Origin of the sequence: Micromonospora sp. NPDC003816 (assembly GCF_042874705.1) — a bacterium.
Classification (GTDB): domain Bacteria; phylum Actinomycetota; class Actinomycetes; order Mycobacteriales; family Micromonosporaceae; genus Micromonospora.
In genome coordinates, this window is record NZ_JBIANP010000002.1 from 880768 (window position 1) to 904616 (window position 23849).

A 23849-nucleotide genomic window follows, 5' to 3' on the forward strand; every position below is an offset into this window, starting at 1 on the left:
GAGCACCTGCTTTCTGCGTTTGGGGGCTAGCCCTTGAGTCCGCCGGTGGTCAGGCCGGACATGATGTTCCGTTGGAAGATCAGGAAGATGACCACCGTCGGTATCGCGGCGATCACCGAGGCGGCGATCACCACGTTCATCGGCGTACCGCCGGCGAAGGCGTAGATGCCGACGCTGACCGTCCGGGTCTCCGGCGAGGGCATCACCAGCTTCGGCCAGAGGAAGTCCTTCCAGACCGCGGTCACCGCGAAGATCGAGACCACGCCGAGGATCGGGCGGGACATCGGCAGGACGATCGACCAGAGGGTGCGCAGCGGCGTCGCCCCGTCCATCAGGGCGGCCGACATCAGGTCCTCCGGGATCGAGTCGAAGAACCGCTTGAGCAGGAAGATGTTGAAGGCGTTGGCGACCAGCGGCAGCCAGATCGCGAACGGCGAGTCGAGCAGGCTGACGTTCAGGATCGGCAGGTCGATCACGGTCACGTACTGCGGGACGATCAGGACCATCGCCGGGATCATCAGCGTGGCCAGCATCAGGCCGAGGATCGCGGAGCCGAGCACCGGCCGCAGCTTCGACAGCGAGTACGCCGCGGCGGTGTCGAAGACGAGCTGGAACAGCACCGCGCCGGCCGCGTAGTAGAACGTGTTGAACAGCAGCTTGGCCAGGGCCAGGTGGTGCCACGCGTCGACGTAGTTGCGCCACTGCGGGTCCTGCGGGAACAGCGACGGCGGGGTCTGCGCGATCTCCTGACCGGACTTGAGCGCACCGGTGACCATCCAGTACAGCGGCCCGAGGAAGACCAGCGTGAAGCCGACGACCACGACGACGAGCAACGTCCAGTAGATCGCCCGGCCGGGGCCGCGCCGGAGCTGCGCCTGCGAGATGAGGGTACGGGTGCCGGAGTCCTGTGCCATGGCGTCGGTGTCCTAGTCCTGTTTCGCGGTCAGCCGCAGGTAGACGGCGGAGAAGCCGGCCAGCACGACGAGCATGATCACGCCGAGTGCGGCGGCACCGTTGAGGTCGTTCTGGAAGAACCCGTGCTGATAGATGAGGTACGCGACCGAGGTCGCCGAGTCCTCGGCGCCCGCGCCGTTGGCCAGGATCAGCGGCTCGATGAAGAGCTGCATGGTGGCGACGATCTGGAGCATCGCCAGCAGGGCGAGGATCAGCCGGGTCTGCGGGATGGTGACGTGCCGGATGCGTCGCCAGATCCCCGCGCCGTCGAGTTCGGCGGCCTCGTACAGCTCACCGGGGATGTTCTGCAGGGCGGCCAGATAGATCAGCACCGCGCTGCCCATGTTCATCCAGGTCGACGCGATGACCATGGCCGGCACGGTCATCTCCGGGGACTGCATCCACTGCGAGGTGGGCAGGCCCAGTCCCTTGAGGATCGCGTTGAACAGACCGGCGTCGCCGGGGTCGTACGCGTAGAACTTGAACAGGAACAGGGCCGAGGCGGGGGGCAGCATCACCGGCAGGTAGACCAGGATCCGCAGATATCCCCGGGCGTGCCGGAACTCGTTGAGCAGGATCGCCACGAAGAACGGCACCGCGTACCCGAGGACGAGCGCGAGACCGGTGAAGTAGAAGGTGTTCTGCCAGGCCGTGGCGAAGCTGGGGTCGTCGAGGATGCGCAGGTAGTTGTCCCAGCCGACCCAGGTGGTCTCGCCGCGCCGGGTGCGCTGGAAGCTCATCACCACGCCCCGGACCATCGGGTACCAGGAGAAGACCGCGAAGCAGAGCACCGCACCGATCAGGAACGCGTGCCCGGTGAGGTTGTCCCGGACCTTGCGGCCGAGGCTGGACCGAGGCGGCCCGGCCGGGGCCGGTGAGGGGGTTCGCCCCGGGGCTCGGGTGGCGGCCGGGGCAGCGGTGATCGCCAAGGCAACTCCTGGTGGGGTGGGACGACCTGGGTGGTACGGCGGTGGTGCGGGTGGGGGCCGGCGGGCCGGACCCCACCCGTGCGGGTCAGCCCTGCGCGGCGAGGAGCTGGTTGACCTTCTCCTCGGCCGTCTTGAGCAGCGCGTCGATGTCGGCGTTGCGGTTGGTGAGCACCCCGGACATCGCGGCGTCCAGGACGGCGTAGATCGCCTGTGCGTTGCGCGGCTCGCCCTTGATCGGGACCGGGTTCGCCTCGAAGAGGGCGAAGTTCGCGGTGTCCACGTTCGCGTTCGCCTTCCGCAGGTCGAGTTCCTGCTTCTGGGCGTCGCTGCCGTTGCTGAACAGCAGCGGCTGCGGCAGACCGACCGGGTAGTTCTGCGGCTTGGCCCGGGCGTAGTCGAGCTGCCCCTTGCCCGGCGTCAGCTTCTGGTAAGCGATCCACTTGAGACCGGCTTCGACCTGCTCCGGGGTGAGGTCCTTCTTGAAGAAGTAACCCTCACCGCCGCCGAGCGTGCCCGACGCCCTGCCGTCCTGGCCGGGCAGCGGTGCCATCGCCCAGTCCTCGAACTTGCCCTGGAACTGGCTGACGATCGCCTGGGTGGTGTCGGGTGCGCCGACGAACATGCCGACCTTGCCCGCACCGGCGTTGGTCAACAGGTCACCCCACTGGAGCAGCTGACGATCGCCCATGCTGTCGTCGCCGTACCGCATGTCCTTGAGGTTCTGCAGGACCTGGCGGCCCTGCGGGCTGTTGAAGGCGGCCTTGCCGCCGTCCTCGGTCAGCACCTGGCCGCCCTGGGAGTAGAGCAACGCGGTGAAGTGCCAACCGCCGGTGTTGCCGGCGCTGTACTCGGCGTAGCCGGCGATCCCGCTGCCCAGCGCGGAGATCTTCCTGGCCGCCTCCCGGACCTCGCCCCATGTCTTCGGCGGGTTGTTCACGTCGAGCCCGGCCTGCTGGAACAGCACCTTGTTGTAGACCAGGCCCATCGAGTAGTTCTTCACCGGTACGGCGTAGAGCCTCCCCCCGTCGGTGAAGACCTCCTTGAGCGCCGGGTCGACGCTGTCCCAGGTCGGGACTGTCTCGGCGGTGGCGTACTCGGTGATGTCCATCGCCTGGCCGGAGTCGAGCACCTGCTGGAGATCGGTCATGTACCCGTAGAACACGTCGGTCACCGTGCCGCCGGCCAGGCGGGCGGTGAAGTCCGGCGGGTTGTTGCACTGCTCGCCGACGCTGACGCTCTTGACCACGATGTCGGGGTTCTGCCGCTGGAACTCGGCGACGTCCTCGTTCCAGTTCTGGAGCAGCTCCTTCTGCGCGCCGACCGGCTGGCAGTCGACGGTGATGGTGACCTTGCCGCTCGCGTCGTCGCTGGTGTCGCCGCTCTTGGTGGAGCACGCCGTGAGGCTGAGCCCGGCCACGAGCGCCAACGCCGCAGCCTTCCGGTACTGCGGTACGGACATCTGTCCATCCCTTCGGGGAAACGAAGTGTCGCCGTTAAGTTCGCTGAACCGCGGTGATCGCCACCGCCGCGATGCCTGCTGCTGATCGGTGTCCTGACCCCGTGTGACTGACCGGGGGCCGGGTGTGAGTGGAGTCACTGTAGCGAGGGCGACTCTTCTCAGCAAGGTTTCGATCTGATGATGAAATTTAGCGACACTATGCCGAGAGACAAAGACATGGGCCTCGCTCGGGATCACGACGAAGGCCGCCGACCGCGAGCAGCGGTCGGCGGCCTCTCGGGTCGCACGGGATGGGGGTCAGCGAAGGGCAGGTGTCGGCCGGGACCGACGAACCGGGACGGCGGGCGGGATCAGCGGCCGGGGGCGGGCGCGGTCGACCCGCGCACCACCAGTTCCGGCTCGAAGAGCAGTTCGTCGGTGAACACGCCGCCACCCTCGATCTGGGTCACCAGCAGGTCCACGGCGGCCTGCCCCATGGTCTCGATCGGCTGGCGCACCGTGGTCAGCGGCGGGTCGGTGCAGGTCATGAACGCGGAGTCGTCGAAGCCGACCACCGAGACGTCACCCGGCACCGAGCGGCCGAGCCGGCGGACCGCGCGGATCGCGCCCAGGGCCAGCACGTCGCTGGCACAGATCACCCCGGTCACGCCACGGTCGACCAGTTTGCTCGCGGCGACCCGGGCGCCCTCCATGGAGAAGCTGGACCGCGCGACGAACTCGGTGTCGTCGGCCCAGCCGGCGACCCGCCCCAGGGCGTCCAGCTTGCGTCGCGACGGCACGTGGTCCTCCGGGCCGAGCACCAGGCCGATCCGCTCGTGCCCGAGCGAGCGCAGGTGGCCGTACGCCTGCTCCACCGCCACCGCGTCGTCGGTGGAGACGCGGGGGAAGCCCAACTCGTCGACGCCGGCGTTGACCAGCACCACCGGCAGGCCCCGATCCGTCAGCCGGCGGTAGTGCTCGTGCGAGGCGTCGGCCAACGCGTACGAGCCACCGGCGAAGATGACCCCGGAGACCTGGTGGTCGAGGAGCATCTCCACGTACGCCGACTCGGAGACCCCGCCGATCGTCCGGGCACAGAGCGCGGGGGTGAACCCGCGTTGCGCCAACGAACCGGTGACCACCTCGGCGAGCGCCGGGAAGATCGGGTTCTGCAACTCGGGCAGCACCAGGCCCACCAGCCGGGCCCGTTCGCCGCGCAGCTTGCTCGGGCGCTCGTAGCCGAGCACGTCCAGGGCGGTGAGCACCGCGGTCCGGGTCGCCTCGGCCACGCCACCGCGGCCGTTGAGCACCCGACTCACGGTGGCTTCGCTGACGCCCGCCTTGCGGGCCACCTCGGTCAACCGTTTCGTCACGGCCGCAATCCTACGTCCTGAGACTGCAAAAACAGAACAGCCACTTGTCGCGGACTGACGGGTGACGTCAGATCACGAACTCAGATCACGCAACGCCTCGGACACCGCACGGTGGAAGGTCGGGTACGCGTAGATCATGTGCCGGAGCTGCGCCACCGGCACCGCCGCGTGCACCGCCACCGCCAGACCGGAGAGGACCTCGCCGCCGGCCGGACCGGCCGAGGTGGCGCCGACCAGCACCCCCTGGTCGGCGTCGGCGACCACCTTGATGAACCCGGCCCCCTCGGTGCGGTGGATCCACCCCCGGGTGGACGAGGCGAGTGGGGTGAAACCGACCTGCACGTTGACGCCGCGTTCCCGGGCCTGCTGCTCGGTGAGGCCGACCGCGCCGATCTCCGGGTCGGTGAAGGTCACCCGGGGCAGGGCCCGGTAGTCGGCGCGGGGCACCGACCCGGCCCCGCCGCTCGACCCGGTGGCCGCCAACGAGCCGGCCACGCCGACCGCGCCACCGACCACACTGGAGGTGCCACTCGGATCCGCGCCGCCGTCCGTCCGCCGCACGTGGTCGAGCAGGTCGGCGACCACGATGGACGCCTGGTACATGGCGATGTGGGTGAAGGCGCCCTCGCCGGTCACGTCGCCGACCGCCCAGATCCCGTCGGTCACGTGCAGCCGGTCGTCCACGGCCAGGTACCGCCGGCTCGCGTCGACACCCACCGTGTCCAGCCCCAACTCGTCGAGGTGGGCGCGGCGGCCGGTCACCACCAGCAGCCGTTCGGCGGTGAACTCCGCGCCGTCCGCGCCGTGCAGGGTGAACCCGTCCGGGCCGTGCGTGACCCGGGTCGCGCGTACCCCGGTGTGGATCTCGACCCCGTCGGCGCGCAGCGCGGCGGCGGCCACCTCGGACGCCTCCGGCTCCTCCACCGCGAGCACCCGGTCGAACGCCTCGACCACGGTGACGCGTACGCCGAAGCGGGCGAACACCTGGGACAACTCCAGGCCGATCGCCCCGCCGCCCAGCACCAGCACCGACTCGGGCAGCTCCTCGACCTCGACGGCCTCCCGGTTCGTCCAGTACGGCGTACCGGCCAACCCGTCGATCGGCGGCACCGACGGCGCGGTGCCGGTGCCCAGCACGATCCCGTGCCGGGCCTGGAAGACCTGGTCGCCGACGCGCACCCGACCCGGTCCGTCGAGGCGGCCACTGCCCCGGACGAAGCGTCCGCCCTTGCCGGTGAACCGCTCCACGGCGGCCCGGTCGTCCCAGTCGTCGGTGGCCTCCTGGCGGATCCGTTGCGCCACCGGCGCCCAGTCCGGTCGGACCTCGGCGGTGCCGGCCAGCCCGTCGACCCGCCGCGCCTCGGCCAGCGCGTTCGCCGCCCGGATCATCATCTTGCTCGGGATGCAGCCCCAGTACGGGCACTCCCCACCCACCAGGTTCCGATCGATGCCGACCACGGTGAGACCGGCCTCGGCGAGTCGCCCGGCCACCTCCTCGCCGCCGACACCGAGCCCGAGCACGACCACGTCCACCACTTCCGGCTCCGCCATGCCGTCAGCATCGCGCACCGTCCGCCCGCCGACCACCCGGCCACGCGGACCGTCTCAGCGCAGCCAGACCGGATCGACCCCGCGCGCCGCCGTGGGCGGCGGGTAGTCCAGGCTCCGGCGGAGCGCCTCGGGCAGCCGCCACGGCTGGTGCACCGCCTTGCCGGACACCGCCGCCAGTTCCGGCACCCAGCGCCGCACGTACGCGCCCTCCGGGTCGTACCGTTCGGCCTGCCGGATCGGGTTGAACCCCCGGTACGGCCTGGTGTCGTTGCCGGTGCCGGCCACCCACTGCCAGTTGCCCGAGTTGTTGGCCACGTCCCCGTCGAGCAGCCACCGGAAGTAGAACGCCAGTCCGGCGCGCCAGTCCAGGCCGAGCGACTTGGTCAGGTAGCCGGCGGTGATCAGGCGGGCCCGGTTGTGCAGCCAGCCCTCCGCCCGCAACTGCCGCATCCCGGCGTCCACGATCGGTACGCCGGTGCGGCCCACCGTCCAGTCCGCGACCGCGCCGTCGTCGTACCGCCACTGCTCGGTGGCGCCACGCCGGTAGACCTTCCGGGAGATGTCCGGGAAGGCGGCGGTGACCTGGTAGTAGAAGTCCCGCCAACAGACCTGGCGGACGAAGGGCGACGCGGGGTCGCCGGCCCGGTTCGCCACGGTCAGCGGCGACACGCAGCCGAACCGCAGGTAGGGGCTGATCCGGGAGGTCGCGTCACCGGCCATGTCGTCGTGCCGGTCGCCGTACTCGGCCAGGTGCGGCATCCACCGGTCGAGGCGACTCCGCGCCTCCGTCTCGCCACCCACCGCCGCGTCCGGTGACTCGCCGTCGGGCAGCGCCGGCAGGCGGCCCACCGAAACCCCGCCCGGCAGCGACACCCGGGACGGCGCGGCCAGTTCGTCGCGCCACCGCTGCCCGCTCCAGGCCCGGTGGTACGGGCTGAACACCCGGTAGTGGTCGCCGTTGCTCGGCGTCGTGGCCCCCGGCTCCACCACCGTCAGACCCGGGAAGAAGCGCAGGTGCAACCGGTGCCGGTCGCACTCGGCGCGCAGCCGGTCGGCCCGCCGGGTGGCGTACCGGGAGACGTCGGCCGAGAGCGCCACCGCCTCGGCGCCCACCTCCCCGGCCAGCCGGACCGTCTCGGCCACCGGGTCGCCGTGCCGCAGCACCAGGTCGCCGCCGAGCCGCCGCAGCGCGTCGCGCAGGTCGGCGAGACTCTGGTGCAGGAAGCGGGTGCGGTTGGGCGACAGTCCGGTCAACGCCGGGTCCAGGACGTACAACGGCACCACCCGGTCGAAGGCGGCGCAGGTCGTCGCCAGCGCAGGGTGGTCGTGCACCCGCAGGTCGCGGGTGAACAGCACGACGGCGGTACGCGCGCTCACCGCAGCCGAGGCCCGGGCAGCTCGACCGGCGTGCCGGCCGGGGTGAGCAGGGCACGCGAGGCGACCGCCATCCGGCGTCGCCGGGGCACGGTGGCCCGCCGGACGAACACGTCGTAGTCCTGGGCGGCGACCTCGTCGAGGATCCCGCCGTACAGCGCGTACGCGGTGCGGATGCACGCCTGCGAGGCGGGGTCGAGCAGGAGCACTCCGGGTGCCGCGGCGGCGTAGTGGGTCTGGGCGCGATCCACCTCGTGCCGGATCAACTCGCGGACCGGTTCGGTGGCCCGTCCCGCCGCACGGCAGGCCAGCAGGTCCTCGTGGGTCAGGCCGAAGGCCGCCAGGTCCTCCTCCGGCAGGTACGTCCGCCCCCGGTCCAGGTCCTCGGCGACGTCCCGGACGAAGTTGGTGAGCTGGAACGCGAAGCCCAGTTGACGGGCCGGCTCCCGGGCCGCCGCCGGGGCGGAACTGCCCAGGATGGGCAGCATCATGGTGCCGATGACCGCCGCCGAGCCCTCCATGTAGTCCAGCAGGTGGGCGTAGGTGCGGTAGGAGGTCACGGTCAGGTCCATCGCCATGCTCTTGAGGAACGCGGCGAAGTCCTCCCGGTCCAGGTCGAACACGGCGATGGTGTGCAGCACCGCCGGGAGCAGCGGGTCGTCGACCTGCTCGCCGTGCAGTCCGGCGATGAACCGGCCGCCCCAGTCGTCCAGCCGGGCGGCACGCGCCGGCGGTGGCAGCTCCTCTGTCTGGTCGACGATCTCGTCCGCGTACCGAGTGAATCCATATAAGGCGTGCACATGACGCCGTTTCCATGCGGGTAGTAGCCGGGTGGCGAGATAGTAGGTACGCCCGTGGCGTTTGTGCAGCTCACGGCACCTCTCGTAGGCGGCACTGAGATCCGTCTCCACGAGCCCTCCTCGAAAATCGACGCACCAATCGACGCAACTTGAAACCTTAGGGTACGCTCAGCCGCATGGCCAGCGACCGACTTACCGGTAACCTGCTTCGCGTGGGGCCTGAGCAGCCGGTCGGGAACGACGATCCGATCCGGGCCGTTCTGGCCGCTTACACCCGGGATCTCGTCGCCGCCGTCGATGAGACCCTCACCGACTTCCTGAACGCCGAGGTCGACGCGCTGGCCGAAATCGACGCGGCGATGGGTGGTTTCGCCGCAACGGCACGTGACCACGTCCTCGTCGGCGGCAAGCGGGTCCGACCGACGTTCGCCTACTGGGGATGGCGCGGCGCGGTGGGCGGCGACGAACCGCTGGCCCCGGTGCTGCCCGCACTGGCCACCCTGGAACTGCTGCACACCTTCGCGCTGGTGCACGACGACGTGATGGACGCGTCCGCCACCCGTCGCGGCCGACCCACCGCACACATGGCGGTCGCCGCCCAGCACGCCGCCGCCGGCCGCAACGGCGACTCCGGCCGCTTCGGGGAGGCCGTCGCGGTGCTGATCGGCGACCTCTGCATGGTCTGGGCCGACCAGTTGCTCTCGCGCACCGTCCTGCCCCCGGACCGGCTGCTCGCGGTCCGCCGCGGGTACGACCGGATGCGGGTGGAGACGGTCGCCGGGCAGTACCTCGACATCCTCGGCGAGGCCGACCCGGCGAGCTGGTCGGTCGACCGGGCCCTGCGGGTGGCCCGCTACAAGACCGCCAGCTACACGGTCCAGCGTCCGCTGCTCTTCGGCGCCAGCCTGGCCGGCGTGACCGGCGACGGCCGCCTGACCGCGGCGTACACCGCCTACGGCCTCTGCGTCGGCGAGGCGTTCCAGCTCCGCGACGACCTGCTCGGCGTCTACGGCGACCCGGCCACCACCGGCAAGCCGGCCGGCGACGACCTGCGCACCGGCAAGCCGACCGCGCTGCTCGTGCTGGCGCGGGAGATGGCCACTCCGACGCAGCTGCGGGAACTGGACGGCACCGGCGACCCGGTCAGCACGCCCCAGGTCGCCCGGCTGGCTGAGGTGGTGGTGGACACCGGCGCGGTGGACCGGATCGAGCGGATGATCGACGAGCGGGTCGACCAGGCCCTGGCGGCGCTCGACACCGTCGCCGTGGACGAGACGGCACGGGTGGCGTTGGCCGGTCTCGCGACTGTGGCCACCCACCGGAGAGCATGATGGGGAGGTTCTCGGTGCGAACCGTGGACGGGCGTACGGATCAGGTCGTGGTCGTCGGAGCGGGCCTCGGCGGCCTGGCCTGCGCACTGCACCTGGCGGGCAGCGGGCGGCAGGTGACCCTGCTGGAACGTGAGCCGGTGCCGGGTGGACGGGCCGGACGGCTCAGCGTGGACGGCTACGAGTTCGACACCGGCCCCACCGTGCTCACCATGCCCGACCTGATCGCCGAGGCGCTCGGCGCGGTGGGCGAGGAGCTGTCCGACTGGGTCGACCTGATGCCGCTCGACCCGGCGTACCGCGCCTACTACCCGGACGGTTCCACGCTCGACGTGCTGACCGACACCGCCCGGATGGCGGCGGAGATCTCCCGGGTCTGCGGGCCCCGCGAGGCCGACGGCTACCTGCGGTTCGTCGACTTCGCACGGAACCTGTGGCGGTTGGAGCGGGCCGACTTCATCGAGCGCAACCTCGACGCCCCCACCGACCTGCTCACCGCCAACCTGCTCAAGCTGGTCGCCACCGGCGCCTTCCGGCGGCTCCAGACCAAGATCGACCAGTTCTTCCGCGACCCGCGTACCCGGCGCATCTTCTCCTTCCAGGCGATGTACGCCGGCCTCGCCCCGCACGACGCGCTGGCCATCTACGCGGTCATCGCGTACCTCGACTCGGTCGCCGGGGTCTTCTTCCCGCGCGGCGGCATCCACGCGGTCTCGCGCGGGCTGGCCGGCGCCGCCGAGAAGCACGGCGTCAAGATCCGGTACGGCACCACGGTGACCCGGGTGGAGACCGCCCACGGCCGGGCCACCGGCGTGCTGACCGCCGACGGCGAGTTCGTCCCCGCCGACGTGGTGGTCCTCAACCCCGACCTGCCGGTGGCCTACCGCGACCTGCTGCCGGCGACCCGGCAACGCCGCCTGACCTACTCGCCGTCCTGCATCGTGCTGCACGTCGGCTCGACCCAGGGCTACCGGCGCATCGCGCACCACAACATCCACTTCGGGCGCTCCTGGAAGGGCACGTTCGACGAGGTCATCCGACGCGGTGAGCTGATGAGCGACCCGTCCCTGCTGGTCACCAACCCGAGCCGGACGGACCCGGCGGTCGCGCCTGCCGGACGGCACACCTACTACGTGCTCGCCCCGGTGCCGAACCTGGAGCGGGCACCCTTCGAGTGGCGCGGCGACCTCACCGCCCGCTACTCCGACCAGCTCGTCGCCACCCTTGAGGAACGCGGCTACGTCGGCTTCGGCGACGGCGTCGAGGTGCTCCGGGCGGTCACCCCGGCCGAGTGGGCGGAGCAGGGCATGGCCGCCGGCACGCCGTTCGCCGCCGCGCACACCCTGTTCCAGACCGGTCCGTTCCGACCGTCGAACCTGCACCCGTCGCTGTCCAACGTGGTGTTCGTCGGCTCGGGCACGCAGCCCGGCGTCGGGGTTCCCATGGTGCTCATCTCGGGCAAGCTGGCCGCCGGTCGCATCACCGGCCGTGGCCGCTGAACGAAGGATGGCTCTGATGTCACTGTCGCGGGAAGCCCACCTGGTCGAGCTGGTCGACGATTCGGGCCGGCGGATCGGGTCGGCCACCGTGTCCGCCGCCCACCAGACCCCCGGTCAGCTGCACCGTGCCTTCTCCGTGCTGCTCGTCTCGCCGGACGGCCGGATCCTCCTCCAGCGTCGGGCTGCGGCGAAGACACGGTTCCCGCTGCGCTGGGCCAACACGTGCTGTGGTCACCCGCAGCCCGGTGAGGACGTGGCCGAGTCCGCCAACCGCCGGCTACACGAGGAACTCGGCGTCGGCCCGGTGGTGCTGACCGAGGTCGGCGTGCACGTGTACCGCGCCGAGGACCCGTCCACGGGTCGGGTCGAAGTCGAGTACGACCACGTCCTGCGTGGCGAGTTCTCGCCGGACACACCACTGAGTCCCGAGCCTGCGGAGGTCGCCGAGCTGCGCTGGGTCGACCCTGCGGCACTGACCGCCGAGCTCGACCGTAACCCCGACGCGTACGCGCCGTGGCTGGTCGGCGTGGTGGACCGTCTGCTCCACCCCTCGGCCCCGGCCGGCGACGGGCCGGAGCGGCCGGGTGGCCGATGAGGCACTGAGCGCGGGGGCGGTCGCCCGACGACTCGGCGTCGCGGTGACCACGCTGCGCACCTGGCACCAGCGCTACGGCCTCGGGCCCAGCGAGCACGTACCCGGACACCACCGCCGCTACACGACGGCCGACCTCGCCCGGCTGGAGGTCATGCGACGGCTCACCGGCGAGGGGCTCAGTCCGGCGGAGGCGGCGCGATGGGCCCGGCAGGCTCCCGCCACGGCGGCGGGTGGTGTCGCCCGGTCGAGGACCGCGCGGGACGGCGGAGGCAACACCATTCCGGTGGGCCGCGCCGGTCCGGCAGCGCGCGGCCTGGCGCGTGCCGCGATGCGGCTGGACGCGGTCGCGATCAACGAGGCGATCTCACGCAGCCTGGCCACCGAGGGTGTGATCGGCACCTGGGACAGGCTGCTGCGCCCGGTGCTCGCCGGCATCGGGCAACGGCACGCCGCGACAGACGTGTTGATCGAGGTGGAACATCTGCTGTCGCGCTGTGTCTCGGCGGCGTTCGCCTTGGCGGCGGCCACCCGTCCCGTCCTCGGGCCGCCGCGCATCCTGCTGTCCTGCGCCGACGAGGAGCAGCACAGCCTGCCCCTGGAGGCGCTGGCCGCCGCGCTGGCCGAGGCCGGTGTCGCGCACCGGATGCTCGGCGCCCGGGTCCCGGTGAGGGCGCTGCTGGACGCGATCGACCGGACCGGACCGGCCGCCGTGGTGGTCTGGTCGCACACCCGGGCCACGGCCGATGCCACCCAGCTCAGCGCCTTGCTGACCGTTCCGCGTCGACCGCTGCTGGTCCTCGCGGCGGGACCGGGGTGGCGGGCCGAGAGTCTGCCGGCCGGGGTGGTCCGGCCGATCGACCTGACCGAAGCGGTCTCGCTCATCGTCGCCGTACGCGACTCGCTCGACCGTTCGGCCGCATCCTGAGAGAAATTTCGGGGCCTTTGCAGGCTTCCATAGGGGTTCACGGCATTAGGTCGGCACGGAAAGCGGTGGCGTCCTGACCCGGCGTTTGTCTACTCAAATCGGGTGAACTAGCGTCGGGCAGTCCGTCGAACCCGAACCCCTCTCGGGAGCGAACGATGCGTACCCGTGTCCTGCTCGCGTGTGTCACGAGCCTGGTCCTCCTGGTGACCGGCTGCGGCGGTGGCGGCGAGTCGCCCCAGGCGACCACCCCGTCCAGCCCTCCTCCGTCGGCCGCCCTGCCCCCGGAGCCCTCGCCGTCACCGACGCTGGCCCCGCCCAAGCCCCCACTGCGGGCCCTGCCGGCCAAGCTGCCGGCCGGGCTGGTCCGCACCACCGGGGCCGAGGGGGTGGCTCTCACCTTCGACGACGGACCCGATCCGACCTGGACGCCCAAGGTGCTCGACCGCCTGAAGAAGGCGGGCGTCACCGCCACCTTCTGTGTGGTCGGCGCCCAGGTCCGCAAGCATCCCGACCTGCTCCGGCGGATCGTCCGGGAGGGGCACCAGCTCTGCAACCACAGCTGGAACCACGACCTCGACCTCGCCCGGCGGCCGGTCGCCGAGATCCGCGCCGACCTGGTCCGGACGAACAAGGAGATCCGGCGGGCGGTACCCGACGCGGAGATCCCGTTCTACCGCCAGCCCGGCGGCCGGTGGACCGCCGAGGTGGTGCGGGTCGCCAAGAAGCTGGACATGCGGTCGCTGCACTGGACGGTGGACCCGCAGGACTGGGCCAAGCCGACCGCCGCCACGATCGAGAAGCGGGTGAAGCGCAGCGCCAAGCCCGGCGCGGTGGTGCTGCTGCACGACGGAGGCGGCAATCGGGCCGCCACGCTCGCCGCCTGCACCAGGGTGATCGCCGCCCTGAAGCGCGACCTCGGCATCACCAAGCTCGGATAGACCCGTTCTGAGCTGCACTTTTACGAGACGTTGCGGCGGTAGCCACACCGGTTTGGCCGACCGGTGAGACATCACGTATGCTTTCCAAGCCTCCGGCGGGGCCGGATGGGAGCAAGTCCGCTCACGTTGCGAATGTGCAATGATAGCGGGGCCGCCCTCATCGTCTAGCGGCCCAGGACGCCGCCCTTTCAAGGCGGTAGCACGGGTTCGAATCCCGTTGGGGGCACGGTTCGACTTCGGTCGAATGCAACACCAGCTAGGTCCTGTGGAGCAGTTGGAGTGCTCGCCGCCCTGTCAAGGCGGAGGTCGCGGGTTCAAGTCCCGTCAGGACCGCAAGCGCTGACGCCGCGCACCTCGCGCGGCGTTCTGCGTATCGGGGCATGTGACCCTCCCGACGGGAACCCGGTGGGACGGGTAGCATGAGCCGAGCACCACGGCCAGGTAGCTCAGTTGGTACGAGCGTCCGACTGAAAATCGGAAGGTCGGCGGTTCGACCCCGCCCCTGGCCACATAGCCTTTCGCCGGGCTACAGCAACGCCGACCAGCGGAAACGCCGGTCGGTGTTTTGCTTTCCCCGGTAACGCCGCTCAGCCGTCCTGGCGACGTTGTGCCAATCCGCTCTGGATGACGTCCCACAGCTGCGCCCCGCCTGCAGGATGCTCTCCCCGGCCTGCTCGGCCAACTGCCGGGCCGCCGACGGCTCGGGTCCGTTCGACTCGGTGGTGCCCGCTCCGCAGGCCGCCATCCGCCGATGTCCGTGGCGGACCGGAATCGACCCGTAAGCGGATCTTCCGGCAGGTCTCGGCCTTGCGGGAAGCTGCGCACGCGGGCATGAGCCGGTATGGTCCGGGCCTATGGGACAGGGGATTACTGATCCGATCGACATCCGACAGGATCACGAGCGGTTCACGATCCACAGCGCCCTGGTCGTCCCGGCCGCCCCTGAGCAGGCCTACGCGGTGTTCACCAGCAGGCTCGCCGACTGGTGGGTGATGGAGTACACCTGGTCCGGCCCGGAGGCCCTGGCCGAGCTTGGCATGGAGCTGCAGGCCGGCGGCATGCTCTATGAGATCGGCCCCTACGGCTTCCGCAGCGACTGGGGCCGGGTGCTGACCTGGGATCCGCCCCGGCGGCTGGTGTTCACCTGGCAGATCGGGGCGGACCGCGCCCCGGTGCCCGATCCGGCGCAGGCCAGCGAGGTCGAGGTGCTGTTCACGCCGGAAGGCTCCGGCACCCTGGTCGAGGTCGCGCACCGGCACTTCGACCGGCACGGCCAGGCCGCGGAGGGCTACCGGCAGGCGCTGACCGCCGGCTGGCACGAGCTGCTGTCCCGGTACGCCACCACGGTGGTCCAGTCCGGCACCTGAACGGGCTGCCGTTGTCGCTCAGGCGGACCGGCGCCGCCGGGCGCTGCGGCTCAGGCGGACCGGTGCCGCAGGGTGGCCACCGTCGAACCGGCGAGGGTCAGCAGGCACTCCGGCAGCAGCCCGTCGGCCACCGCCGCACCGAACAGGGCACGGGCGGTGTCCAGGTCCGAGTTGGCGTACGCGCTGACGAAACGGGCCACCCAGCGGGCGTCGTACTCGGCCTGGTCGATTTCGGGGAAGTCGAGCGCGCAGGCGCCGGGCGGCACCGGATCACCGACCATCGTCGCGGCCAGGCACCACGCCACGTCGTACGCCCCGACGAGGCCGGCCCGGTCCACCACCGCGTCGAATGTCCCGACCACACCGTCGGAGTCGCCGTCGAGCGCCGAACTGAGGATGGCGGAGGCGTCGTCGTACGTCTGCTGTGGCGAGTCGGTCACCCACCGCACGGTAGGGGGCCCGGTCAAGCGACCACCGATGGTGACTCTCCGTAATTAGGGAGGGCGACCTGCGGATAGACACGCCTCCACGGTCCCGCCGTGCGTCACGGCACGTTAGTCTGCGCAGCGGACCTTCGCCGTAGGAAGGACGACGATGCACATGTCACGCGGCTTGCGGGCGGCCATCATGGCCACCTGCGCCACCCTCCTGCTCGCCACCAGCGCGTGCGGGAACGACCAGACCGAGGAGGCGGGCGCCGACCAGGTGCGCCTCTACGGTACGGACGGCAACATGCTCAACTCGTACCCGGAAGAGTTGCAGGATCGCGCCAACCTCGTCGACGGCATGAAGGGCACCACTCCCCTGACTCCGCTGCCGGAGGACTTCAAGAACCGGCTCCGGTCCATGGACCCGGGGCTGAACGACTTCCTCTACGCCGCCGAGGCGTACGACGCGGTGGTGATCAGCGCGCTCGCGACGGAACTCGCCGGCAGCACCAACCCGGCGGCCATCGCCCGGCAGATCGTCGGCGTCACCAACGAGGGCACCCGCTGCGAGACCCCCGCCCAGTGCCTGCGGCTGGCCCGCGACGGCGACGACATCGAGTACCGCAGCGTGTCGATCACCCGCGCCGGGTTCACCGACGCCGGTGAGCCCGCCACCGCCAGTTACGCCACCCTGCACTTCGACAACCAGCAGCTCAACGACGCCAAGACGGAGTTCGTCGGCGCCGGGGACGAGTCGGCGGCGAGCACGAAGGCACCGCCGCGTGGCAGCCAGCAGCCCAGCGGCGCGCCGCTCGTCCTCGGCGGTCTGCTGCCCAAGACCGGCGATCTGGCCCTGGCGTACCCGCCGATCGCAGCCGGTGTGGGCCTGGCGATCAAGGAGATCAACGCGGCCGGCGGTGTGCTCGACGAGGACGTGGTCTGGATCGACGGCGACGACGGCACGGACCCGACGGTCGCCAAGCGGACGGTCGCCAGCCACGTCGGTGCCGGGGTACACGTGATCATCGGGGCCGGCGCCTCCGGTATCTCAGCCGCCGTCCTGCCGGACGTGGTGGCAGCCGGCCGCATCCTCTTCTCCCCGTCGAACACCGCCGCGTCGCTGACCGACGCGGAGGACAAGGGCCTCTACTTCCGTACCGCGCCGCCGGACAGCCTCCAGGGTCGGGCGTTGGCCGACGTGATCCTCCGCGACGGGCCGCAGAAGATCGCCATCGTGGCCCGTAAGGACGCCTACGGCGAGGGCCTCCAAGAGGCCGTCCGGGCCGAACTGGAGCGGGCCGGGTTCGGCGGCGACAAGGTGACGCTGCTCGGCTACGAGCCGGGCGAGGGTGCCGACGCCGCACCGATCAACTTCAGTGACGGCGCCAAGCAGATCAAGGATTTCGGTGCCGACGCCGTACTTCTCATCGGCTTCAGCGAGTCGGCCGCGGTGATCCGGGCGCTGGCGGACGCCGACGTGCCGCTGGCCGCGCTGGGCCGCTGACCGATCCGACCACGACGGCCGCACCGGAGGGTTCCGGTGCGGCCGTCGTGGTCTCTGCGGTCGGTCTCAGCGACCGCGACGCCGGTCCAGGAAATCCGTCATCCGGCGGTACTTCTCGTCGTCCTCGAAGAGCACCGCCTGGCTGACCAGGTCCAGGTGCGGATGGGCGGCGGGCGGCGCGTCCACGGCGAGCTTGGTCAGCCGCAGCGCCAGCGCCGAGCCCTTCGCCATCTCGTCGATCAGCGCGTGGGCGGCCGGCAGCAACTCCTCCGGCCCCGCCACCACCCGGTTGACCAGTCCGATCCGGGACGCCTCCGCCGCGTCCACCCGGCGACCGGTGAACAGCAGTTCCTTGGCCCGAGCCTCACCGACCAGCGCCGGCAGCCGGTGCGTCGCGCCGGCACCGGCCAGGATGCCGAGCCGCACCTCCGGCTGGCCGAAGACCGCCCGCTCGGTGCAGACCCGCAGATCGCAGGCGTACGCGAGCTCGGCGCCACCGCCCAGAGCAGGACCGTCGACGGCCGCCACGGTCGGCATCGGCAGCGCCCGGATCCGGGCGAAGGCGGCCGAGTTGATCGCGGCCAGCGCATCCAGGCGGCCCCGCTCGCGTAGCTGACCGATGTCCGCCCCACCGGCGAAGATCCCGTCGGTGCCGCCGGTCAGCAACAGCATCCGGGGACGGGCCTCCAGGTCGGCGCAGACCTCGTGCAGCGCGGCGATCAGGTCGGCGTCGATGGCGTTGCGCTTCTCCGGCCGGTCCAGTGTGACCACCAGCCGGTCCGGGCGTTCCTCGACCCGCAGCCCGCCGCTCATCGGACCGCGCCCGTCCGGTCGGCGGAAGCCACGCCCGGCGTCCCCTCGCCCGTCTCAGGCCGCGCCGTGCCGTCCGTACGCACACCGTCGACCCAGTGATAGAAGCCCTGCCCCGACTTCTTGCCGAGCCGACCGGCCGCCACCATCTCGGTCAGCAGCGGTGGCGGCGCGAACCGGTCCCCGTACGCGGCCTGGAGGGTGCGGGCGATGTCGAGGCGTACGTCCAGACCCACCAGGTCGGTCAGCTCCAGTGGCCCGACCGGGTGCCGGTAGCCGAGCACCATCGCCTTGTCGATGTCGGCCGGGTCGGCCACCCCGTCGGCGACCATCCGGATCGCCTCCAGACCGAGGGCCACCCCGAGCCGGGAGGTGGCGAAGCCCGGCATGTCGCGTACCACCACGGGGTCCTTGCCCAGCCGGGTGGCGAGCGTGACGGCGGCGGCGGTGGTCTCCGGCGCGGTGGCCGCGCCGACCACGATCTCCAGCAGCGCCATCGCCCAGACCGGGTTGAAGAAGTGCAGCCCGCAGAAGCGCTCGGGCCGGCGCAGTCCCTGGGCCAGCTCGGCGATCGGGATGCTGGAGGTGTTGCTGCCCAGTAGGGCGGGGTGCAGCGCCTCTGCCTCGGCCAGCACGGCCCGCTTCAGGTCGAGCCGTTCCGGCACCGCCTCCACGATCACCTGTGGCTCCGCAGCCACCTCGGCCAGGCCCGCCCGCAGGGTGACGCGTTCCTGGTTCGCGGCGGCCTGCACCACGGTCAACCTGCCGCGCCGGACGCCCCGGTCCCACAGCTCGGCGAGCCGGATCATTGCCTCCGCACCGCGTTCCCGGTTCACCTCGACCAGTTCCACCGTGTGGCCGGCGCCGGCCGCCACGTACGCGATGCCGAGGCCCATGGTGCCGGCACCCACCACCACGAATCGTTCAGTCATGGTGCCACCACCGCAGGGTGACGACGACACGCTCTCCGACGCCGTCGACGCGCGGGATCGCCGCCACGCCGCAACCGGCCCGTACGCTCCGCTCAGTCATGCTGCGACCCTATGCAGCACCGACCGGGCCCGATGCGTGGGGGCGGACGGGATCGGGTACAGACCGCCGACAGCCAAAGGGAAGGACGAACAGATGAGCCAGGCACCGGAGACCACGGGCGACTCGGGCACCCAGGAGACCGTCGAGACGCGCGGCGACGAGCGCATCGAGTTGCTGCGCGCCGACACCAACAACGACGGCCGTACCGACGTCTGGGTGGTCGACACCGACGGTGACGGCAAGGCCGACCTGTTCCAGTTCGACACCGACGGCGACGGCAAGGTGGACGTCACGATGGTCGACATCGACGAGGACGGTCAGCCCGACGAGGTCGTCGACGGCGACGGCGGCCTGCCGCCGGAGCAGCTCCCGCCGACCGTCCAGGTCTAAGCCTTCGGAGCAAGGAAGGGTCCCCTGCTAACGCCTACGGCATAGCAGGGGACCCTTCCTAACATCCGGCGGCGCCCAGGCGCTCAGCTCAGGCGGCCCTCAGGCGGCCTTCGGCGCTCAGCTCAGGCGCAGGGTGGCGAGGTAGTACGGGGCGTCCCGGTCGTCCACGTCGGTCAGTCGCCATGCGGTGCCCCGGACCAGTTCGGCGAGTTCGGCCGGCGAGCAGACCAGGTAGTCGAACCAGGGCGTACCGAGTTCGCGGTAGCGCAGCCGCAGCCGGAGCTGCCCGCCGAGGCGGCCCCGTCGACGGTTGCGCTCGTGGTAGCGGCTGTGCAGCGGATCGGTGGTGCCGTACGGGTCGGTGCCGTGCGCGATCACCTGCGCCCCGGGGTTGGCCATCGCGGCCAGGGCCGCCAGGAAGGCGGGTGCGCGCTCCCGACCCTCGAACAGGCCCAGGTTGTTGCCGAGCAACAGGAACGTGTCGTAGCGCCGCCCGTCGGCGCAGTGCTCGTCGACCGTGCCGTGCACCAGATCGCGTACGCCCCGACGACGGCACACCGCGAGCGCGCCGGGCGAGACGTCCAGCCCGGTCACGGGTACGCCGCGCTCCTGCAACAGCAGGGCGATCCGGCCGCCGCCGACGCCGACGTCCAGTGTCGCGCCCCGCACCCGGTCCACGGCCCGGTGGTCGTGTGGTTGCCACTCCTGCGGCCCGGCCAGGTAGTGGGCGGCGGGCGCGCCGTTGACCAGCCCGTCGTCCCGTTCGATGATCTCGATGACCGGTCGGGGCAGCCGCCCGCCGGCCAGCGGCCGGGGACCGACCCCGGTCGCCACCGCCAGCGCGTCGCGCAGCAGTTCTCCGAAGACGTCACCGATCCGTGGTTCCCCCGTCACGTCCTTAACGCTAACGGGCTGCTCAGTCGCGCGCGACGCCCGTATCCTGGGCGGCGTGACCACGTTGGACCGCCTCTCGGCGGAGAAGTACATACTCCTCACGACCTTCCGCAAGGACGGCCGCGCGGTGCCGACCCCGGTCTGGGCGGTACGCGACGGCGACGCCCTGGCGGTGTGGTCTGCGGCGGATGCCGGCAAGGTGAAGCGGATCCGGCGCAGTGGGGATGTCACGGTGGCGCCGTGCGACGTGCGCGGTCGACCCCATGGCGAGGCGGTGCCCGCCCGGGCGAGCCTCTACGACCCCGGAGCGACCGATCGCATCCGGGGGCTGATCAAGCAGAAGTACCGAGTGATCGGGCGGCTGACGCTGCTCGGCAGCCGACTCCGCCGGGGCACCGGCGGCACGGTGGGGATCCGGGTCGAGCTGACCGGCTGAGGCCGGTACGCCGACCCGGCCGCCGGGTCGGGACATGTCGAAGGGCGACGAGTTCGAGAATCCGTCGCCCTTCGTGGTGTCTCTGCTATCTACCAGCCGGTCAGTCCCCCTGACGCTGCTGCGGGATCTGCCCCTGCAACAGCGCCCTGACCTCGGACTCGCGATACCGGCGGTGGCCGCCCAGGGTCCGGATGGCGCTCAGCTTGCCGGCCTTCGCCCAGCGGGTCACCGTCTTCGGGTCGACACGGAACATCGACGCCACCTCGGCCGGTGTGAGTAGCGGCTCTGGTTCGTGCGTTCGCGATGCCATCGGTCACTCCTCCACATGTAGAGACATCGGCCGGGGTCCCGCCGGCCGACGCGTCTCCCATGGTCCGGCTAGTCCCCGATGTCCGACATGGGCCGAACGGCCGAACGTCCCTAGACGGACGGATGAACCATGCCCGATTTATACGACTATTACACGCCAGAAAGTACCTTATTCGGACTCATAGTCACGGTTCGTGACGCAACAACTACGAGCACGCCTCATGTTGCAGCCCGAAATTTGGGCAAAAGCGGACTAGTTGCAGCGTTCTAGAAGTTGCACGGCCCGCCAGCGCGCAACGAGCTTGTCGTACGCCGCAGACGCCTCCTCGGCCTCACCACGCGACAGTCCGGCGAGTCCCGTGGCGACGAGTTCCGCCGAGTCGTCCTCGGCGAGCGTCTCGTCGGAGAGCAACTCGACCAGACCCCCGTAGTCCAGTTCCACCACCGAGCGGGGGTGGAACTCCTCCAGCCACCGGGCGGCCTCCTCGACCGCCTCGGTGATGGGCGCCTCCCCCACCGACTTGCGCAGCACCGACAGCGCACGCGACGACCGGCGACGGGCCTTCGAGATCTCCGTCCGGAAGCGCAACGCACGACGCTCCGGTGCGGTCACGTGGTGACGCTCCTGCGCCTCGAAGAGCACGAACCAGCGCAGCGGCACCCCCCAGGTGGCGATCTGCTCGTGCACCCGGGGTACGCCGTGCTCCAGCACCCGGGCCCCGCTGCGCCAGTCCTCCACCACGGCCTTGGCCTGCCCGGCCAGCACCGGCGGCACGAACGCGTCGGCGAGCACCGCCGGCACCCCGTCCCGGGCGCTCAGCGCGGCCTCGGCCACCCGGATGCGCAGGTTCCACGGGCACACCAGCAGCGTCTCGTCCGTCTCCAGCACGTACGCCTCGTCGGGCAGGTCGGGCAGCCGGGTCCAGCCGGCACCGAGCGCCTCGATCACCGAGGTCCGTTGCCGTACCGGTCCCTCCACCGGCGCCACCGCCCGCCCCTGCTCGACGTAGCGCCGCCAGTACGCCTGACGATCGCGATCGAAGGCGGTCAGCGGCTCGTACACGCGCAGGTATGAGGCGAAGAGCGACGGCACGGCGCGATCCTCCCACGAACGGCAAGCCGAGCGTTGCTCGGCGTCACCCGGCCGGTACCGCGTGGCGAGCCGAAACGGGGGTCCGGCGCCCTCGTCGCGCCCTACGGCGCGGGCGTCGGCACGCCCGGTGCGTACGCCCGCTGGGCGGGACGTGGACGCCCGGGAGGGGCCGGGGAGCGCCCGTCGATACTAGGCTCGCACCACCGGCAGCATCCCCGCCGGCTCGACCGAGGTCCGCGTCCCACAAGGACGCCCGCCGACACAGGAGCCAGTCATGGGCGTATTCGCCACTTCCGACGACCCGGAATCCACGGGCCACGAGCAGGTCGTGTTCTGCCAGGACAAGCAGACCGGCCTGAAGGCGATCATCGGGATCTACTCCACCGCGCTCGGCCCGGCGCTGGGTGGCACCCGCTTCTACCCGTACGCGAGCGAGGAGGCCGCCCTCGCCGACGTGCTCGACCTGTCCCGCGGCATGGCGTACAAGAACGCTCTCGCCGGGCTGGACCTGGGTGGCGGCAAGGCGGTCATCTGGGGTGACCCCGAGCAGATCAAGAGCGAGGCGCTGCTGCGCGCGTACGGCCGCTTCGTGGAGTCGCTGAGCGGGCGCTACTACACCGCCTGCGACGTCGGCACGTACGTGCCGGACATGGACGTCATCGCCCGCGAGACGCGGTACGTCACCGGCCGCAGTGTCGAGCACGGCGGTGCCGGCGATTCCTCGATCCTCACCGCCTGGGGCGTCTTCCAGGGCATGCGCGCGGCGGCCGAGCACGTCTGGGGGGTCCCCACGCTGCACGGCAGGCGGGTCGGTGTGGCCGGCCTGGGCAAGGTCGGCAAGTACCTGGTCGGTCACCTGCTGGAGGACGGCGCCGAGGTGGTGGCCACCGACGTGAGCCCCCGCGCGCTGGACTGGGCGCGGACCACCCACCCCGAGGTGACGCTCGTCGAGGACGCGTCCGCGCTGGCCGCCGCCGACATCGACGTGTACGCGCCCTGCGCCCTCGGCGGCGCCCTGGACGACGACACGGTCGGCGCGCTGCGGGCGAAGGTGGTCGCCGGTGCGGCGAACAACCAGCTCGCCCATTCGGGCGTGGAGAAGCTGCTCGCCGACCGGGGCATCCTCTACGCGCCGGACTACGTGGTGAACGCCGGTGGTGTGATCCAGGTCGCGGACGAGATCGAGGGCTTCGACTTCGACCGCGCCAAGCTGCGGGCGACCCGCATCTTCGACACCACGCGGGAGATCCTCCGGCTCGCCGACACCGACGGTGTCCCGCCCGCCGTGGCGGCCGACCGGCTGGCGGAGCGGCGGATGGCCGACATCGGCCGGCTGCGCGCGATCCACCTGCGGTGACCTCGCCGTACGTTGAGGGCGGGCCGCGTTGCTCCCGCCCTTAACGGGCGCATCCGGCTAAACTGAAAATACGACGCGTTCATGGAGTTTTACCCCGTGTCAGGACCGTTCCCGGCATCGCTCCTTACCGGGTACAATGGGTGACGACCGGTTGACCGCCACGCGCGGCGGCGGTCAGCGGTAACCCGAGGTGCCGAACGGTGGCATCCCCATGTACCGTAAGAGCCACGAGAGATGCCTGACGTCATCGGGGCCCGCCTTCGGGCTGCCCCGCATTCTGTGCGAGGGGGTCGAGCCATGGGGCGCGGCCGTGCTAAGGCCAAGCAGACAAAGGTGGCCCGGGAGCTGAAGTATCACTCCCCGAACACCGACCTCGCCGCCTTGCAGCGAGAACTCGGCGGCAGCGGCAAGTCGGACCACCATTTCGACGACGACAAAGAGTACGTCGACGATGATGAGGACCACGCCGAGGACGACCCGGACACCTGGGTCCGTCCCACCCGCTGACCCCCGGTCACATCCGAG

Annotated in this window: 24 protein-coding genes and 3 tRNA genes; 14 read left to right on the forward strand and 13 right to left on the reverse strand. The window is 71.2% G+C overall.

Features of this window, described 5'->3' with window-relative positions; translation table 11 throughout:
* Positions 1 to 26: 26 nt before the first annotated feature.
* The 7 genes from ACFYTT_RS09880 to ACFYTT_RS09910 all read right to left on the reverse strand — a co-directional run bounded on the left by ACFYTT_RS09880 (position 27) and on the right by ACFYTT_RS09910 (position 8530).
* Entirely contained in the window at positions 27 to 914 is an 888-nt protein-coding gene (locus ACFYTT_RS09880) for a carbohydrate ABC transporter permease (RefSeq protein ID WP_176092271.1), read from the reverse strand.
* Between the two features lie 12 nt (positions 915 to 926).
* Complete coding sequence (locus tag ACFYTT_RS09885; RefSeq protein WP_131051441.1) at positions 927 to 1883, reverse strand: carbohydrate ABC transporter permease; 957 nt, start codon at positions 1881 to 1883, stop codon at positions 927 to 929.
* Positions 1884 to 1968: 85 nt separating this feature from the next.
* Entirely contained in the window at positions 1969 to 3342 is a 1374-nt protein-coding gene (locus tag ACFYTT_RS09890; RefSeq protein WP_131051440.1) for an ABC transporter substrate-binding protein, read from the reverse strand.
* A 350-nt stretch (positions 3343 to 3692) separates the two neighbouring features.
* Positions 3693 to 4694, reverse strand: a complete 1002-nt coding sequence (locus ACFYTT_RS09895; RefSeq protein ID WP_176092270.1) for a LacI family DNA-binding transcriptional regulator — start codon at positions 4692 to 4694, stop codon at positions 3693 to 3695.
* Between the two features lie 72 nt (positions 4695 to 4766).
* The gene (locus tag ACFYTT_RS09900; protein WP_131051438.1) at positions 4767 to 6245 is read right to left on the reverse strand and encodes an NAD(P)/FAD-dependent oxidoreductase; all 1479 of its coding nucleotides are present in this window, start codon (positions 6243 to 6245) and stop codon (positions 4767 to 4769) included.
* Positions 6246 to 6299: 54 nt separating this feature from the next.
* Positions 6300 to 7622 (reverse strand): cryptochrome/photolyase family protein, encoded by a 1323-nt coding sequence (locus ACFYTT_RS09905; protein ID WP_387258467.1) that lies wholly within the window; start codon positions 7620 to 7622, stop codon positions 6300 to 6302.
* Positions 7619 to 8530, reverse strand: coding sequence for a phytoene/squalene synthase family protein (locus tag ACFYTT_RS09910; RefSeq protein ID WP_131051436.1), 912 nt, complete (start codon positions 8528 to 8530; stop codon positions 7619 to 7621). The genes ACFYTT_RS09905 and ACFYTT_RS09910 overlap by 4 nt, the downstream gene beginning before the upstream one ends.
* Before the next feature lie 65 nt (positions 8531 to 8595).
* On the opposite strand from ACFYTT_RS09910, the gene ACFYTT_RS09915 reads away from it, so the two are divergent.
* From ACFYTT_RS09915 to ACFYTT_RS09955, 9 genes are all read left to right on the forward strand, one after another.
* Positions 8596 to 9750 (forward strand): polyprenyl synthetase family protein, encoded by a 1155-nt coding sequence (locus ACFYTT_RS09915; RefSeq protein WP_387258468.1) that lies wholly within the window; start codon positions 8596 to 8598, stop codon positions 9748 to 9750.
* 14 nt (positions 9751 to 9764) lie between these two features.
* A complete protein-coding gene (gene crtI, locus ACFYTT_RS09920) occupies positions 9765 to 11246 on the forward strand; it encodes a phytoene desaturase family protein (protein ID WP_387258469.1) in 1482 nt (493 codons plus the stop codon).
* 16 nt (positions 11247 to 11262) lie between these two features.
* Positions 11263 to 11841, forward strand: a complete 579-nt coding sequence (gene idi / locus ACFYTT_RS09925; protein ID WP_387258470.1) for an isopentenyl-diphosphate Delta-isomerase — start codon at positions 11263 to 11265, stop codon at positions 11839 to 11841.
* Complete coding sequence (locus ACFYTT_RS09930) at positions 11831 to 12766, forward strand: MerR family transcriptional regulator (protein ID WP_131051432.1); 936 nt, start codon at positions 11831 to 11833, stop codon at positions 12764 to 12766. Before idi ends, ACFYTT_RS09930 begins: the two co-directional genes overlap by 11 nt.
* A gap of 155 nt (positions 12767 to 12921) precedes the next feature.
* On the forward strand, positions 12922 to 13704 hold the full coding sequence (locus ACFYTT_RS09935) for a polysaccharide deacetylase family protein (protein WP_131051431.1): 783 nt from the start codon (positions 12922 to 12924) through the stop codon (positions 13702 to 13704).
* 153 nt (positions 13705 to 13857) lie between these two features.
* Positions 13858 to 13930 (forward strand) — tRNA-Glu (locus ACFYTT_RS09940).
* 33 nt (positions 13931 to 13963) lie between these two features.
* Positions 13964 to 14037: transfer RNA gene (locus tag ACFYTT_RS09945), tRNA-Asp, on the forward strand.
* Between the two features lie 102 nt (positions 14038 to 14139).
* Positions 14140 to 14213, forward strand: a tRNA-Phe gene (locus tag ACFYTT_RS09950).
* Between the two features lie 345 nt (positions 14214 to 14558).
* Complete coding sequence (locus tag ACFYTT_RS09955; RefSeq protein ID WP_131051429.1) at positions 14559 to 15071, forward strand: SRPBCC family protein; 513 nt, start codon at positions 14559 to 14561, stop codon at positions 15069 to 15071.
* Between the two features lie 50 nt (positions 15072 to 15121).
* On the opposite strand, the gene ACFYTT_RS09960 is transcribed toward ACFYTT_RS09955, so the two are convergent.
* Complete coding sequence (locus tag ACFYTT_RS09960; RefSeq protein WP_131051428.1) at positions 15122 to 15511, reverse strand: hypothetical protein; 390 nt, start codon at positions 15509 to 15511, stop codon at positions 15122 to 15124.
* Between the two features lie 154 nt (positions 15512 to 15665).
* On the opposite strand from ACFYTT_RS09960, the gene ACFYTT_RS09965 reads away from it, so the two are divergent.
* Positions 15666 to 17003, forward strand: a complete 1338-nt coding sequence (locus ACFYTT_RS09965) for an ABC transporter substrate-binding protein (protein WP_131051427.1) — start codon at positions 15666 to 15668, stop codon at positions 17001 to 17003.
* Between the two features lie 66 nt (positions 17004 to 17069).
* Here the strand turns inward: ACFYTT_RS09965 and ACFYTT_RS09970 are convergent, their stop codons facing one another.
* Positions 17070 to 17816 carry an enoyl-CoA hydratase/isomerase family protein gene (locus ACFYTT_RS09970; protein WP_131051426.1) on the reverse strand — a complete coding sequence of 249 codons (747 nt, stop codon included), beginning with the start codon at positions 17814 to 17816 and terminating at the stop codon, positions 17070 to 17072.
* Entirely contained in the window at positions 17813 to 18745 is a 933-nt protein-coding gene (locus ACFYTT_RS09975; RefSeq protein ID WP_387258473.1) for a 3-hydroxyacyl-CoA dehydrogenase family protein, read from the reverse strand. Before ACFYTT_RS09975 ends, ACFYTT_RS09970 begins: the two co-directional genes overlap by 4 nt.
* A 193-nt stretch (positions 18746 to 18938) precedes the next feature.
* Here ACFYTT_RS09975 and ACFYTT_RS09980 point away from each other — a divergent pair, with 193 nt between their 5' ends.
* Positions 18939 to 19235: a hypothetical protein gene (locus ACFYTT_RS09980; RefSeq protein ID WP_131051424.1), complete on the forward strand. Its 297-nt coding sequence runs from the start codon at positions 18939 to 18941 to the stop codon at positions 19233 to 19235.
* Positions 19236 to 19352: 117 nt separating this feature from the next.
* On the opposite strand, the gene ACFYTT_RS09985 is transcribed toward ACFYTT_RS09980, so the two are convergent.
* On the reverse strand, positions 19353 to 20129 hold the full coding sequence (locus ACFYTT_RS09985) for a bifunctional 2-polyprenyl-6-hydroxyphenol methylase/3-demethylubiquinol 3-O-methyltransferase UbiG (protein ID WP_131051423.1): 777 nt from the start codon (positions 20127 to 20129) through the stop codon (positions 19353 to 19355).
* Between the two features lie 55 nt (positions 20130 to 20184).
* Here ACFYTT_RS09985 and ACFYTT_RS09990 point away from each other — a divergent pair, with 55 nt between their 5' ends.
* Positions 20185 to 20565: a PPOX class F420-dependent oxidoreductase gene (locus ACFYTT_RS09990; RefSeq protein ID WP_117229983.1), complete on the forward strand. Its 381-nt coding sequence runs from the start codon at positions 20185 to 20187 to the stop codon at positions 20563 to 20565.
* Positions 20566 to 20665: 100 nt separating this feature from the next.
* Here ACFYTT_RS09990 and ACFYTT_RS09995 read toward each other — a convergent pair whose 3' ends face one another.
* Both ACFYTT_RS09995 and ACFYTT_RS10000 read right to left on the reverse strand, forming a co-directional pair.
* The gene (locus ACFYTT_RS09995; RefSeq protein ID WP_007073996.1) at positions 20666 to 20875 is read right to left on the reverse strand and encodes a BldC family transcriptional regulator; all 210 of its coding nucleotides are present in this window, start codon (positions 20873 to 20875) and stop codon (positions 20666 to 20668) included.
* Between the two features lie 252 nt (positions 20876 to 21127).
* Positions 21128 to 21967, reverse strand: coding sequence for a hypothetical protein (locus ACFYTT_RS10000; protein WP_131051422.1), 840 nt, complete (start codon positions 21965 to 21967; stop codon positions 21128 to 21130).
* 274 nt (positions 21968 to 22241) lie between these two features.
* Between ACFYTT_RS10000 and ACFYTT_RS10005 the strand changes: the two genes are divergently transcribed.
* Together ACFYTT_RS10005 and ACFYTT_RS10010 are read left to right on the forward strand one after the other, a co-directional pair.
* Positions 22242 to 23324: a Glu/Leu/Phe/Val dehydrogenase gene (locus ACFYTT_RS10005; protein WP_387258475.1), complete on the forward strand. Its 1083-nt coding sequence runs from the start codon at positions 22242 to 22244 to the stop codon at positions 23322 to 23324.
* 297 nt (positions 23325 to 23621) lie between these two features.
* Positions 23622 to 23831: a DUF3073 domain-containing protein gene (locus ACFYTT_RS10010; RefSeq protein ID WP_131051420.1), complete on the forward strand. Its 210-nt coding sequence runs from the start codon at positions 23622 to 23624 to the stop codon at positions 23829 to 23831.
* Positions 23832 to 23849: the final 18 nt, after the last annotated feature.